Raw genomic sequence first — 13,328 nt, 5'->3', positions numbered from 1 at the left:
CCGGGTGCAGCGGCGGGGACGATGCCGCTTCGGAGGAGTCCGCCACGCCGTCGCGGTCGGCGTAGAGGGCCTCCATCTCCCGCCAGTAGCCCCGGTAGACCGTGAGCGCGGTCTCCTTCACCTCGGCCTCTGGGTCCGCCGGCGCCGACGACGCGGGGGCGGTGGCCTGAAGCAGTACGCCGCCTCCGCGGTTCTGGAGGCCGCAGAGAGCTCTCCCCAGCGTGCGCACGCCCGGGCCGGATCCATATCGGCGACGTCGCCCTCTCCCAGCCGACGGTCACCGCCACCGACCTCGACCGGCAGGTCCCCAACATCAAGCTGTCCAGTTACCTGGACGTCTCGAAGTGGCAGCCGGTCGTCGCCGACACCCGCAAGCCCGTCTCCCTGCCCGCCGACCGGCTCATGAAGTACTGGTGGCGACCACGCTGGAGAAGTGGCGGCAGGGCTGGTGGGTCATCCGGGACGAACCCCAGGGCAAGAAGTGCTGACCGGAGTTCGGACGGCGGCCGCCGCGGCCGCCGTCCTGGCCGTCCTCGGCGCGACGCCCACCGCCGCCGCGACGGACGGGCCGGCGGCGACGTGGACTGCGACATCTACATCTGCGAGGTCGAGGCCGACGCCCCGCCAGACCGGCGACACGGGCGCGGAGAGCGGCAGCGAGCCGGATGGTGGGGGGCAGTGGCAGCAGCCCGTGGACGTGCACGTACGAGCTGCTCTCGCCTCAGCCGCCAGCGGGCTCCCTGGACTGGGAGGGACACACGCCCGGGGACGGTAACGGCAGCTACGAATACCGTTGATCGAAAGGCAGCCGAGGCAGACGTGGAGGTAGCGATGAGGGTCGTGTTCGTGCATGGGGCGTGCGTGCGGGACGGGTCGTGGTGGTGGCACCGCACCGCCGAGCTGCTGCAGGAACGAGGGGTGCTGAGCGTGGCCCCGGCGCTGCCGAGCTGCGGCGAGGCGGGCCTGCCCGGAGGCGCCGGCGGTCCGGGGCTGTCCGAGGACGTCGCGGCGGTGCGGCAGGCGCTGCTGGACAGCGGCGAGCCGACCATTGTGGTCGCCCACAGCTACGGCGGCATCATCACCGCGGAAGCCGCCGCGGGCGTCAGGTCGGTACGCCACCTGGTGATGGTCTCCAGCTACCTGCCCGAGGTCGGGCAGAGCCTGTCGGAGTTCGGGGACGGCAGCCCCGCCCCGTTCCTCGACGTCGACCCCGACGCCGGCACCTTCGGGGTTCGCCCCGAGCTGCTCGTGGACACGTTCCTGCAGGACTGCGACCCCGAGGTCCAGGCGCAGGCGGCGGACCGCCTCGCCCGGCAGAGCGTGCAGGTGACCGGGCAGCCGGTCGGGGCGGCCGCATGGCAGCAGGTGCCCTCGACGTACCTCATCTGCGCCCAGGACCGCGGCACCCCGCCGCGCCTACAGCGCGAGTTCGCCCGCCGGGCCGGCAGCGTCGTCGAACTCGACGCAGGCCACCACCCGTTCCTGTCCCAGCCCGCCGCGGTCCGGGACCTGCTGCTGAGCCTGTGACGGCAGCCGCAAACGAGCCGGGCCGGCGATTCGAGGACCAGGGGTCGTCGTGAGCGCCAAGGAAGAACTTTTGTCGAGGGCCTACACGGCCTACAACGGGCAGGACGTTAACCTGCGAACACCGGCTTAGCACCAGAATTCCGGCCGTTGATCCTCAAGGGCCGTCTCTCCCTGACGCGCGGTCCTCCAAGGTCAACCGCTTGGCGTTGTATTTTCGCTGAAAGCTATCGGCAGCCCTTGACGCGGTCCGAGGCCCGGCCACCATCACGGCACCGGGGAAGGCCTCACCGCACGTCGCAGATCTCCGCGACGGTCTCGCTGCAATCCGCAGCTGATACGGGCCTGTCCACAAAGGCATGCAGTTGGGCCCGGCGAGGCCGGGCCGCAAGCTCCGCCACCTCGCGAGAAATGATCTTGTAGATGTAGGCGCGCGGCTGGGTCAGACGGTCCCGGCTGCGGTGCGCTTTCTCGAAGGCTCTCCCTCACCGACGTCGGTCAGACGCAGCTCAAAACGACGCCCAGGGGCACGAGGTGCCGGCCTGGGCGTCGTTCCCGCGTCCCCGCCCGGCACCGGCGTCGGCCCGACCGGTGCCGTATGCGCCGATGGCGGCCCAGCTTCGTTTCGGCTCGCCCAGCCAACCGGCCAGACGCGCACCCGCCCCACGGGGCGGCCGGTTCGTTCCCTCCATGTGTCGTGGCGCGCCGGTGCGGTTTCTCTCCCGTTACAGATTTAGAGACCGTTAGTTTCCCTATTGACTTGCCTGGGTGGCGCTGGCCAGTATGAGCGCGCCGCGCAGCCCTCGGCGGGCTGCCCCCCAGGCCGTACCGGCATTCCCCGCGGACCGTGCGTCCGCCGGCGTGCCCTGGGGGAGCGGCACCCGCGAGACGAGGAGAGACCCCTATGAACGCCGTGCTCAAGCACTTGACCGACGAACGCGTCGAACGGCTCGGAGAGCTGTACCGGGACCTGCACCGCAATCCCGAGCTCTCCTTCCAGGAACACCGGACCGCCGGGAAGGTGGCGACGTCCCTGTCGGTGCTCGGCTGGGACGTGCAGACCGGCATCGGCGGCACGGGTGTGGCCGCCGTCCTGGAGAACGGTGCGGGCCCGGTGGTGATGCTGCGTGCGGACATGGACGCGCTGCCGGTGGCGGAGGAGACGGGTCTGCCCTACGCCTCCACCGCGCGCGCGGTGGACGGGGCCGGTCAGGAGGTGCCCGTGATGCACGCCTGCGGGCACGACATGCACACCGCATGCCTGCTCGGTGCCGTGGAACTGCTCACCGCCGCACGGGAGAAGTGGTCGGGCACGGTGGTGGCGGTGTTCCAGCCGGCCGAGGAGACCGTCAGCGGGGCCGCTGCCATGGTCCGCGACGGTCTCTTCGACCACGTGCCCGTACCGGCGGTGGTCCTGGCCCAGCACGTCACGCCGCTGCCCGTGGGCATGATCGGGTACGCGTCCGGGCCGCTGATGGCGGCGAGCGACTCCCTCCAGGTCACCCTGCACGGCAAGGGGGGCCACGGCTCCTCCCCCGAGAACGCCCTCGACCCCGTCCTGATGGCCGCCGCCGTGGTGATGCGGTTGCAGGGCATCGTCTCCCGTGAGATCGGCATGCAGGACAAGGGCGTGGTCACCGTCGGCCGCCTCCAGGCCGGAACCAAGGACAACGTCATCCCCGACACCGCCGAACTCGGCATCAACCTGCGCTCCTACGACCCGGAGATCCGCGAACGCCTCAAAGCAGCCGTCGACCGCGTGATCCGCGCCGAGGCCACCGCCTCCGGGGCGCCGAAGGACCCGGAACTCCAGTGGACCCACGGCACACCGGTCCTGGTCAGCGACCCGGACGCCACCGCGACGACCCTGGGCACCCTCCGCTCCCACCTGGGCGAGGACAAGCTGATGGCCTTCGGGCCCCTTTCGTCCAGCGAGGACGTCGGCGTCTTCGGCGACGCCGTCGGCGCACCCACCGTGTACTGGTTCTGGGGTGGCTCCGACCCCGCCGCGTTCACCGCCGACCTCGCCGCCGGACGCCTGGTCACCAACCATCACCCCGCCTACGCCCCCGTCGTAGAACCGACGCTGACCAACGGCGTGGAACTGATGACCGTGGCGGCCCTGGCATGGCTCGACCGGACCTGACCGTATTCTGGTCCGGCCATCAGGGCACGGGACCAGGGACGGAGGACGGCGGTCATGACCGAGGAGCGCCAGCCCGCGCGCCGCGGCCGCCCGCCGGACCTCGACGCCAGACGGCGAGCCCTCGACTTGGCCGGCGAGATCCTCCGCGAGTCCGGCTACGCGGGCCTCACCATGGACCTGCTGGTACGGCGCGCGGGCGTGTCGAAGAAGTCGCTCTACCGCTGGTGGCCCAACAAGGCAGCCGTCGTCGCCGAAGCCTTGGCCCAGCAGGCGGTTGTCCTGCCGCTGCCCGAACAGACGGACTCGCGCGCCGAACTGCTCTCCGTGGCACGCAACGCGCGCCACTACGCCCTCACGGACGAGCTCCCCCTGGGCACCGTCGCCCAGCAGCCCGCACCCGACCAACAAGCTCTCAGCCGCAGCTACATCGACCACATCGTCCGTCCCCGGCGCGCCCTGGCCCGCGAAGCCGTGGAACGGGTGATCGCCCGCGGTGACCTTCCCGAGGACACCGACGTCGACGCCCTGCTCGACCTGTGGAGCGGCTTCGCCGTCTACCGGCAGAGCGTGCGCGGCATCGAGGTCACCGACCACCTCATCGAACAGCTCGTCGACATGGCCCTCGCCGGGAGCGTCCCCCGCCTCGTCTGACCGCACGTCAGGCCAGAACGCCGCTCCCCAGCCCGGCACATCTTTCGGGGCCTTTCCGTCACTTCCTTTCTCCGCGGTCCACGCGACCGCCTCCTGTGGAGTTCCCCATGCCCGAAAACACGGCCGGACCGTCCCCGGCTGCCCGTTCCGCCCTTGCCGTCGTCAGCTTCCTCGTCTTCGTCGAACTGTGCAGCGGCATCCTCCAGGGATCGATCCCCACCCTGGTCCCGCTCATCGGCCGGCAGATGCACATCAGCTCCGGCGATCTCAGCTGGGTCAACACCCTCCCGCTGCTGGTCTCCGGCATCTCGGTGCCGCTCGCTTCCAAGCTCGGCGATATGTACGGCCACCGGCGCATGATCCTGATCACCATGACCGCCGTCGCCGTGGGCTCCCTTCTCGCGGCCACCACCGACTCCTTCGCCGTCCTCCTCGTCGGCCGCGCCCTCCAGGGCCTGTACGCCGCCTGGCTCCCCCTCGACTTCGCCATCGTCCGCGACCGCGTCCAGGGCAAGCAGGCCGGCGCCGCCATCGGCCTGCTCGTCGGCGCCGTCACCCTCGGCGGTACCCTCGGCGCCCTCGGCACCGGTCTGTTGTCCGAACACGTCGCGACCGCCAAGGCCATGCTGTGGTTCCCGGCCGGAGCCATCCTCCTGTGCCTGCCCGTCGTCCTCTTCCTCATCCCCGAGTCCGTCACCCGCCACCGCAGCCGCATCGACTGGACCGGTGCCCTCCTGCTCAGCGCCGGCCTGGGCACCGGACTGCTGGCCCTGGGCCGCGGAGGGGAATGGGGATGGACGAGCGGCACCGTCCTCGCACTCGCCCTGGTCGCCGTCGTCTCCCTGGCCGTGTTCGTCCTCGCCGAACTCCGCGCCGCACAGCCGCTGATCGATGTCCGCCTCGTCGGCGGACGCTGCCTCGCCCCGCTGTACGCACTCAGTTTCCTGATCGGCATCGCCATGTACGGCTCCCAGACCGCCACCAGCACCTTCATGGCCACCCCCAAGCAGTTCGGCCTCGGGTTCGGCTACGACACCCTCTCCCTGTCCCTCATGGCCCTGCCCACCACCCTCGCCGCCTTCGCCTCGGCCGGACTCGCAGACCGGATCAGCCGTGCCGTCGGCGCCCGCACCGCCCTGGCCCTAGGCTTCGCCTCCTTCACCGCCTCCTACGCCTTGATCGCCCTCATCCACGACGCCCCCTGGCAGTTCGTGGTCTCCGGCATCCTCGGCGGCCTGGGCCTCGGCCTCGTCGTCGGCGCCCTCCCCGTCCAGATCATGGGCCACCTGCCCGCCGACCAGACCGGCATCGGCACCGGCATCTACAACACCCTCAAGGCTCTGGCCGGCTCCGTCTCCGGCGCCGTCTTCGCCTCCGTCCTCAATCAGCACCTGCTCAAGCTGCCCATCCCCGGCGTCGAACTCTCCGACATCCACGGCTACACCACCGTCTGGACCAGCTGCGCGGTGATCTGCCTCGTCGGCCTCGCCCTGTCCCTCACCGTTGGCCGCACCCCCGCCCCTGCGGCCCCCGAGGTGGGCGAGCCCACTCCCGCCGACGCCCTCGCCGACTGACCGCCGCATTCACTCCCAGGGGGCCGGTCCTGGTGCACCGGGACCGGCCCCCTGCCCGCCCATCACACGCCCTCCTCGCCGGTTCCGAGCCGTGCACCCGAAGCCGCCCTTCACCGAACGGACTCCACCATGGCCCTGCCCCAGCGGGGTCGGCCATCCCTCGCGGCCGAACATCCGGCCGGACCGTAGCCGGCATCCGGGTCGTCCGGCGACCGATGCTCGAACGTCGGTGCCGCTCGGACAGTCCCGGCACCTGCTCGACGAACATCTTGCGGATGCAGGTCTTTCGCTGAGACATGCAGGTCGCCGCCGTACCTCGTTCGAGCCGAAGCGGTGCGGGTGTACTCCCGTCGCTGTGCCGGCGGGAGCATCGTGCTTGTCGAGGGCAGGTCCAACTCGGGGGTGGGTATGGAGGCGACGGTTAGCTTCCGCGGACACGGTGGCGCGGCCGAAGACAGCTTGTGGGAATCCGCGGCAGGGATCTGGTCACACTGCAGCAGACCCATGTCGATGGTGCGGGCCGCGCCGCTTTGTTACGAGCGGGTGAGTCCGCGGTCGCGGAGCCAGGTCTTGACGTCGGTGTCGGCGTCAGCGACTTCTTCGCCGCGCACTGCGAGGCCGGGGGCGATCGTCGCGCCGCGGCAGGAGCGCGCGTAGTCGCGAGCGGTGGTGCCCAGGCCGCTCATGGCGTGCGTGGTGAACGGGACGACGGTCTTGCCGCGGAAGTCGAGCTGTTCGGAGAACGTGGTCATGATCATGGGCGCCCGGACGTTCCAGATGGGGCTGCCAAGGAGAACCGTGTCGTAGCCGTCGAGTGAGGGCAGTCGGACCTTGATAGTCGGGCGCGCGTCATCGTCCTGTTCGCGAACGTTGCGTCGGACGGTCTCGTCGTAGTCCCGCGGGTAGGGATCGGCGGCCTCGATGCGGTGTACGTCGCACCGGATAAGACCGCTGATCTTGCGCGCCAGGACCTCGGTGTTGCCGACCTGCAGGGTGGTGCGTCCGCCGTAGTAGTAGTTCTCGCCCGTACGCGAGAAGTAGGCCAGCAACACCGTCCCCCTGCCCGGGGTCGTCGCGGACGATCCCGGGGACGCCGTCTGACGCTCACTCTCCTGCCCCGCAGGCGAGGAACAGCCGGTGAGGGGGGCTCCGGTCGCGGCGCCGAGTCCGGTCATCACGGTGGCTCGCAGGAGGGCGCGTCGTCGTGGCGCGGCGGTCATGCGTCGAGGCGGCGCTTGGCGAGCCAGGTGACGATCTCCGGGTCGTGGTGGTCGAAGAACAGCGAGCTGCCGGTGTCCAGGGTGGCGATCTGCGCCATCTGCTCGTCGGTGAGTCCGAAGTCGAAGACGTCGATGTTCTCCGCCATCCGTTCGGGTCGCACGGACTTGGGGATGGCGATGACGCCGCGCTGGGTGAGCCAGCGCAGAACCACCTGCGCGACCGACTTGCCGTACTCCTTGCCGATCTCTGCCAGCAGCGGGTTGGCGAACAGGTCGTTCTTGCCCTCGGCGAAGCCGCCCCAGGACTGGATCTGCACCCCGTGCTCGCGCATCAGGGCCTGGTAGTCGGCGCGCTGGAAGAACGGGTGGGTCTCGATCTGGTTGACCGCCGGGGTGATCTCGTTGTTGACGATCAGGTCGACCAGGCGGTCGGGGTAGAAGTTGGCGACACCGATCGCCTTGGCCAGACCCTCGCGGTTGAGGGCCTCCATGGCGCGCCACTGGCCGTAGACGTCACCGAAGGGCTGGTGCATCAAGTACAGGTCGAGGTGGTCCAGGCCCAGCTTGTCGAGCGAGGTCTCGAAGGCGCGGCGGGTGTTGTCCTCGGCCGGGGCGTCTTGGACCCACAGCTTGGTGGTGACGAACAGTTCTTCGCGCGGGATGCCGCTGGACTTGATGGCGCGGCCGACGGCTTCTTCGTTGCCGTAGGCGGCGGCGGTGTCCAGCAGGCGGTAGCCGACGGCCAGCGCGGCGGAGACGGCGCGTTCGGTGTCGTCGGCGGGGATCTGGTAGACGCCGAAGCCGAGGAGCGGCATCTCTACGCCGTTGTTCAAGGTCACGTACTGCATGGGGGATGTTCCTTTGCTGAAGGTGGGGGTGGTCAGGGGGTGATGAGGGACTTGAGGACCTGGCGGTCGGCCATGGCCCGGTAGGCGTCCGGCGTCCGGTCCAGGCAGAAGGTCTGGTCGAAGACGCGGCCGGGAATGATGGTGCCGTCCAGGACGTCGGGCAGCAGTTGCTCGATGTAGGCGCGGGCCGGGCTGGCCCCGCCGGTCAGGGTGATGTTGCGCATGAAGGCGGCCGGCCCGATCGGCCCCTGCTCGTACTGGGGCACACCGAGACGGCTGATGGTGCCGCCGTCCCGGACGGCGCCGAGGGCGGTGTCGAGGGCCTGGCGGGTTCCGACGGCCTCGATCACCTTGTCCACGCCGCCGGTCAGCTCGCGGATGCGGGCGATGCCCTCTTCGCCGCGCTCGGCGACGGCATCGGTGGCGCCGAACTCGCGGCCAAGGCCGGTGCGCGCTTCGTGGTGGCCGGCGAGCACGATCCGCTCGGCGCCGAGTCGCCTGGCAGCGATCACCGCACACAGGCCGACCGCGCCGTCCCCGACGACCAGCACCGCATCGCCGCGGCCGACACCGGCGGTGACCGCGCCGTGGTGGCCAGTGGTCATCACGTCCGACAAGGCCAGCAGGGACGGCAGCAGCGCGGAGTCGGCGGCCACCGGCAGCTTGACCAGGGTGCCGTCCGCATGCGGGACGCGGACGGCTTCGCCCTGACCACCGTCCACGCCGTCGAAGCCGTACCGGCCGCCGTTGCGGCACGAGATGTGCAGGCCCTTGGCGCAGTAGTCGCAGGTGTTGTCGCTGTAGGTGAACGGGGCGACGACCAGGTCACCGGTCTTCAGACCGGTCACGTCCGCGCCGGTCTCCTCGATGACGCCGAGGAACTCATGCCCCATGGGGCGGCCGGTGTCGGTGGCGGGCATCGACTGATAGGGCCACAGGTCGCTGCCGCACACGCAGGCGGCCACCGTGCGCACCACCGCGTCGGTCGGCTTGACGATCTTCGGGTCAGGCCGGTCTTCGACGCGGACGTCTCCGGCTCCGTACATCACTGCTGCACGCATAAGAGGTACTACTCCAAACGGGGGGTCGTGCTGAGCGGCGCTGATGATCAGCGTTCGAGCATCTGCGCCTGGGCCTCGGTGTGGGTGTCACCGGCGGCGGGCGGCAGGCTGCTGAGCTTGTCGAGCTGCTCACGGGTAAGGGTGATGGAGTCGGCGGCGGTGTTCTCCTCCACGCGGCCGACCCGCTTGGTGCCGGGGATCGGGGCGATGTCGTCGCCCTGGGCGAGCAGCCAGGCCAGCGCCACCTGCGCGGGCGTGGCGCCGACCTGGGCGGCCAGGGCCTGCACCTCGTCGGCGATCGCCAGGTTGCGTTGGAAGTTCTCGCCGGTGAAGCGCGGGTTGTCCCGACGGAAGTCGGAGGCGTCGAACTGATCGGTGGAACGGACGGTACCCGTCAGGAAGCCGCGGCCCAGCGGGGAGAACGGCACCAGGCCGATGTTCAGCTCCCGCAGGACCGGCAGGACGCGCTCCTCGATGCCCCGCGTCCACAGGGAGTACTCCGACTGCACCGCGGTGACCGGCTGGACGGCGTGCGCGCGGCGTATCGTCTCCGGGCCGGCCTCCGAGAGGCCGAAGGCACGCACCTTGCCCTCGGCGATCAGCTCCGCAACCGCGCCGGCGGTCTCCTCGATCGACGTGTTCGGATCCACCCGGTGCTGGTAGTACAGGTCGATGTGATCGGTGCCCAGCCGCTTCAGGGAGCCCTCGACGGCCGTGCGGATGTTGGCCGGGCTGGAGTCCAGGTTCCACGCGCCGTCGCCGGCATGGGAGACCAGGCCGAACTTCGTGGCCAGCACCACCTGGTCCCGGCGCCCCTTCAGCGCCCGGCCCAGCAGCTCCTCATTGGTGTACGGGCCGTAGATCTCGGCGGTGTCGATGAGGGTGACACCCAGTTCCAGCGCCCGGTGCACGGTCCTGATCGACTCCGCCTCGTCGGTACCGGAGCCGGTGTAGCCGTGCGACATGCCCATCGCGCCGAGGCCGATCCGGGAAACCTCCAGGTCACGCAGCTTGACGTAGCGCATTTCGCCCTCTCCGGTTCGTGGCGTCGCCCGGCACCCTCACTCTCGCCCGGCCCGGCAGGTCGTGCCTGCGGTGGCTGGGGCGGGGGCCGGGGTGCCGGCGCCTTGCTCATTCACCTTCGCCCGGACTGCGCCGGTGTGGCAGGGCGGGCTCTTCGGGGGTAATGACAGGGCCCCCCTCTCACCTGCACTGCAGGTGCTCGGCGGGCGAGACTGGAGGCATGGCATCCGAGAGCGCGCACAGCGAGGGCGCCGAGCTGGGCCGTTACCTGCGTGCCCGCCGCACCCAGACCAGCCCCGATCACGTCGGCCTTACCGTCGGCGCCGGTATCCGCCGTACCCCCGGGCTGCGTCGCGAGGAGCTGGCCACCCTCGCCGGCATCAGCATCGACTACTACGTGCGCCTGGAGCGCGGCAAGGAGACTCGCCCCAGTCCCTCCGTCCTCGACTCGCTCGCCCGCGCCCTGAACATGGACGACCAGGAGCACCAGCACCTGCGCGAGCTCGCCGCCCGCGCTGCCCGTTACACCGCTGAACCGCCGCCCGCTCCCAGCCGCACGGTGCGCCCCCACCTCAAGCTGCTGCTGGAATCGCTCCGCCCGAACCCGGCGTACGTCATCAGCCGCAGCATGGACATGCTGGCCTGGAACCCCGGCGGCCTCGCCCTGTACGCGGGCCTGGACGACTGGCCGGTCAAGCACCGCAACCTGGCCCGCTACCTTTTCCTGCACCCCTCAGCCCGCGACCTCTTTCAAGACTGGGACCGGCAGATCACCGCGTGCGTCGCCCGCCTGCGCGCTGTCGCCGGCACCGCCCCCGACGCCCCCGACCTGACCAACCTCGTCGGCGAACTCCTCCTCAAGAGCCCCGACTTCGCCGGACTCTGGGAGCGCTACGAAGTGACCGGACGCAAGCCCGCGCACAAGACGTTCCACCACCCCCAGGTCGGCACGCTCACCCTCACATCCCAGTCCCTGCACGTGGAAGGCACCCCCGGCCAGCGCATCGGCGTCTACACCGCCGAACCCGGCAGCCCCGACCACGATGCTCTGCTCCTCCTCGACATGACCGCACCGCGACCGGCGCAACGCCCATCGCCCGCCCCCAAGGCCACCGGTCAGCAGCCGTGAGCCGGCAATTCCGTCACGGAGGCGGATCCACGGCACCCGCGTCGAACTCGCCCGGGCCCACCTGCTGTACGGAGAATGGCTGCGCCGCGAGAACCGTCGCGGCGATGCCCGCGACCAATTGCGGACCGCCTACGAGATGTTCACCGGATTCGGCGCCGGCGCGTTCACCGAACGCACGAGCCTAGAGCTGCGGGCCACCGGCGAGACGGTGACCAGGCGCACGACCACCACCCGTCCGAATACTTCGGCCCGTATCGCAATACGGTTCCGGATCACTCCGGCTGTGTTTCGGTCAAGGTGAGCTTCGGCCATAGGGCCACCACGGTACGACCACGCACCCGCCTACGGGCTTCCAAGGGCGCGATCGGCTCTCTCTGCGCGCGACGTTGGTTGTCGGCAGCCATCAGCCACGCTCCCCCAGTACCCGCCGAAGAGCGGACAGGACAAGTTGCAACGTCCCAGAGAGCTGGTGCTTCCGGATGACCCCGGCACCACGATCGTGACCATCTCGGTCTGCAGCGACTGCACGCCACTCCCGCCGCGACCGCATCGGCGACCTCCGCCGTCATACGGTGGGCCACCGCCCGGTCCGGCAGGTAGCAGTACGTGCAGTCCAGGTTGCACAACGTCGCGGGCTGGGCCAGCACCACCGGTGCCGTCCGAGCCAGCCGCGCCGGGCCCCCATCGCGCCCGGGCGGCCGCGCTGGACCGGCGGTCTGCATGGACCGCCGCACCTCGCCTTGACGGACTGTCATGAAACCTGATGTTCCTGGCAGAACGCTACAGCTTGCTTCCACGGCTGAGCCCGGATCCACCGGCTTGACGCCTGTGGATCCGGGCTCAGTGCCACGCGATGTAGAGGACGCTGGGGTAGAGGGAGCAGAAGGCCCAGGGGAAGACGTTCAGCCCCATCACGAACGCGCACGCGATATGGAAGAACGCACCCGTGACGAGGAAGAGAGGCGCAGCCGCCGGGTGGAGGAGGGCACACGGGAACAGCGTCTCGAAGCTGATGACGAGCCAGGAGTTCAGGGTCGGCAGGCGCGGGTGTGTGCGGGCGAGTCGTCCGAGGGCTGGGTGGCCGAAGGAGTACGCGCTCAGGATGGCGGTGAGGCCGCTTCCATCACGCCAGGAGCGGGTGACGGCTTTGTAGATGCCGGACGAGAAGTAGGCGACAGCGGCCTGCAGGGCGAGGAACCACGCCCCGATCAGCATGTTGGTCTGTGACGGGCTCACCGATACCAGCAGCAGTGTCACCGTGACGATCAGTATGACGTGATCTGCTCCTTCGGTGCCCGGCCAGCCCCGCAGCATCAGCACCACCGTGGTGCACAGCATCACGCACAAGGGCGCCAGTGCCGAGGCGTCAAGGACCGCGCATGCCGTCGCCGTCGCGGCCGCGAGGGCACGTACGGCCATCACGGCACGGATCACGGGATAGCGGGCAGCGGCATCCAGGCCGGTGAGGTGTCTGCCACGCAGGCGCAGGACCGGCCAGCTGAACAGGCCGTGGTCATGCAGCAGGGGTGTGAGGGCCAGCTCGAGCGAGGACAAGGCCATCGCGGTGCCGACAAGGCCGGTCGTCAGCCGGAAGACCAGGTGGAGGGTCAGGCTCATCTGCCGCTCCTGGCCAGATTGTCAGGCACACGGTGCTGGTGGGAGACAAACAGAATCTGAGGATCTTCCCTGGGATGCCGCAGGCCGGTGCCGGCCAGCGCGAACTGGATGCTCAGGTTCGTGGTGTCAGGGTGCGCGGTGCGTACGTGCCGGGCCACGTAATGCAGCAGCAGCATGTAGCCGGGCGGCAGACCGGTCGCAACAGGGTGGTGCACCGCAAGACTGTTGCTGATGTCCCACAGCATTTTCAGGTGCCGCCGATGGGGGTTCCAGACCGCATGCGTCCACGTGCGGGCCGGGCACAGCGTGACCTCGTGCCACGGCCCGTCGCCGACGCTGGTGATCCGGTACAGCAGATGCACATCAGCGGCTCCCGGTTCCGGCGCGAAGAAGTGGTACCACGGCAGCCAGATGCCGACTGCCTCGATGCGCAGCAGCTTGCGGACACGCGAGGACACCACATCCAGCTGAGCGAGGCACGACAGGCCCAGCCATGCCGCAAGCAGCGTGGCCAGACCTGCCGTGTACAGCATCG

The 13,328-nt window shown here is 70.0% G+C and carries 11 protein-coding genes and 1 pseudogene; 6 read left to right on the top strand and 6 right to left on the bottom strand.

The genetic code is table 11. The features are described from left to right. Positions 1 to 831 precede the first annotated feature (831 nt). The 4 genes from ABT114_RS33110 (at position 832) to ABT114_RS33095 (ending at position 5,895) form a co-directional block, all read left to right on the top strand. Positions 832 to 1,527 (top strand): alpha/beta fold hydrolase, encoded by a 696-nt coding sequence (locus tag ABT114_RS33110; RefSeq protein WP_351146597.1) that lies wholly within the window; start codon positions 832 to 834, stop codon positions 1,525 to 1,527. Between the two features lie 901 nt (positions 1,528 to 2,428). Then, positions 2,429 to 3,670, top strand: a complete 1,242-nt coding sequence (locus tag ABT114_RS33105; protein ID WP_351146596.1) for an amidohydrolase — start codon at positions 2,429 to 2,431, stop codon at positions 3,668 to 3,670. Positions 3,671 to 3,724: 54 nt separating this feature from the next. Further along, positions 3,725 to 4,321, top strand: a complete 597-nt coding sequence (locus ABT114_RS33100) for a TetR/AcrR family transcriptional regulator (RefSeq protein ID WP_351146594.1) — start codon at positions 3,725 to 3,727, stop codon at positions 4,319 to 4,321. Between the two features lie 107 nt (positions 4,322 to 4,428). Then, the gene (locus ABT114_RS33095; protein ID WP_351146593.1) at positions 4,429 to 5,895 is read left to right on the top strand and encodes an MFS transporter; all 1,467 of its coding nucleotides are present in this window, start codon (positions 4,429 to 4,431) and stop codon (positions 5,893 to 5,895) included. A gap of 533 nt (positions 5,896 to 6,428) precedes the next feature. On the opposite strand, the gene ABT114_RS33090 is transcribed toward ABT114_RS33095, so the two are convergent. Genes ABT114_RS33090 through ABT114_RS33075 form a run of 4 tightly spaced genes read right to left on the bottom strand, consistent with a single transcriptional unit; the run spans position 6,429 to position 10,049 of the window. Continuing rightward, complete coding sequence (locus ABT114_RS33090; RefSeq protein ID WP_351146592.1) at positions 6,429 to 7,115, bottom strand: flavodoxin; 687 nt, start codon at positions 7,113 to 7,115, stop codon at positions 6,429 to 6,431. Next, on the bottom strand, positions 7,112 to 7,963 hold the full coding sequence (locus ABT114_RS33085; protein WP_351146591.1) for an aldo/keto reductase: 852 nt from the start codon (positions 7,961 to 7,963) through the stop codon (positions 7,112 to 7,114). Before ABT114_RS33085 ends, ABT114_RS33090 begins: the two co-directional genes overlap by 4 nt. Positions 7,964 to 7,995: 32 nt before the next feature. Beyond that, positions 7,996 to 9,024 (bottom strand): zinc-binding dehydrogenase, encoded by a 1,029-nt coding sequence (locus ABT114_RS33080; RefSeq protein ID WP_351146590.1) that lies wholly within the window; start codon positions 9,022 to 9,024, stop codon positions 7,996 to 7,998. A 47-nt stretch (positions 9,025 to 9,071) separates the two neighbouring features. Further along, positions 9,072 to 10,049 (bottom strand): aldo/keto reductase, encoded by a 978-nt coding sequence (locus tag ABT114_RS33075; protein WP_351146589.1) that lies wholly within the window; start codon positions 10,047 to 10,049, stop codon positions 9,072 to 9,074. A 218-nt stretch (positions 10,050 to 10,267) separates the two neighbouring features. Here ABT114_RS33075 and ABT114_RS33070 point away from each other — a divergent pair, with 218 nt between their 5' ends. Next, a complete protein-coding gene (locus tag ABT114_RS33070) occupies positions 10,268 to 11,176 on the top strand; it encodes a helix-turn-helix transcriptional regulator (RefSeq protein WP_351146588.1) in 909 nt (302 codons plus the stop codon). Positions 11,177 to 11,213: 37 nt separating this feature from the next. After that, positions 11,214 to 11,399: pseudogene (locus ABT114_RS50700) on the top strand (hypothetical protein); the annotation flags it as partial. Between the two features lie 617 nt (positions 11,400 to 12,016). Here ABT114_RS50700 and ABT114_RS33065 read toward each other — a convergent pair. Both ABT114_RS33065 and ABT114_RS33060 read right to left on the bottom strand, forming a co-directional pair. After that, positions 12,017 to 12,793: an HTTM domain-containing protein gene (locus ABT114_RS33065; RefSeq protein ID WP_351146587.1), complete on the bottom strand. Its 777-nt coding sequence runs from the start codon at positions 12,791 to 12,793 to the stop codon at positions 12,017 to 12,019. Then, the gene (locus ABT114_RS33060; protein ID WP_351146586.1) at positions 12,790 to 13,326 is read right to left on the bottom strand and encodes a hypothetical protein; all 537 of its coding nucleotides are present in this window, start codon (positions 13,324 to 13,326) and stop codon (positions 12,790 to 12,792) included. The genes ABT114_RS33065 and ABT114_RS33060 overlap by 4 nt, the downstream gene beginning before the upstream one ends. Between the last annotated feature and the right edge of the window lie 2 nt (positions 13,327 to 13,328).

This window comes from Streptomyces sp. NPDC002088 (genome assembly GCF_040296605.1).
In the GTDB taxonomy this organism is placed as follows: domain Bacteria; phylum Actinomycetota; class Actinomycetes; order Streptomycetales; family Streptomycetaceae; genus Streptomyces.
This window is presented reverse-complemented; position numbering and strand designations above follow the sequence as displayed.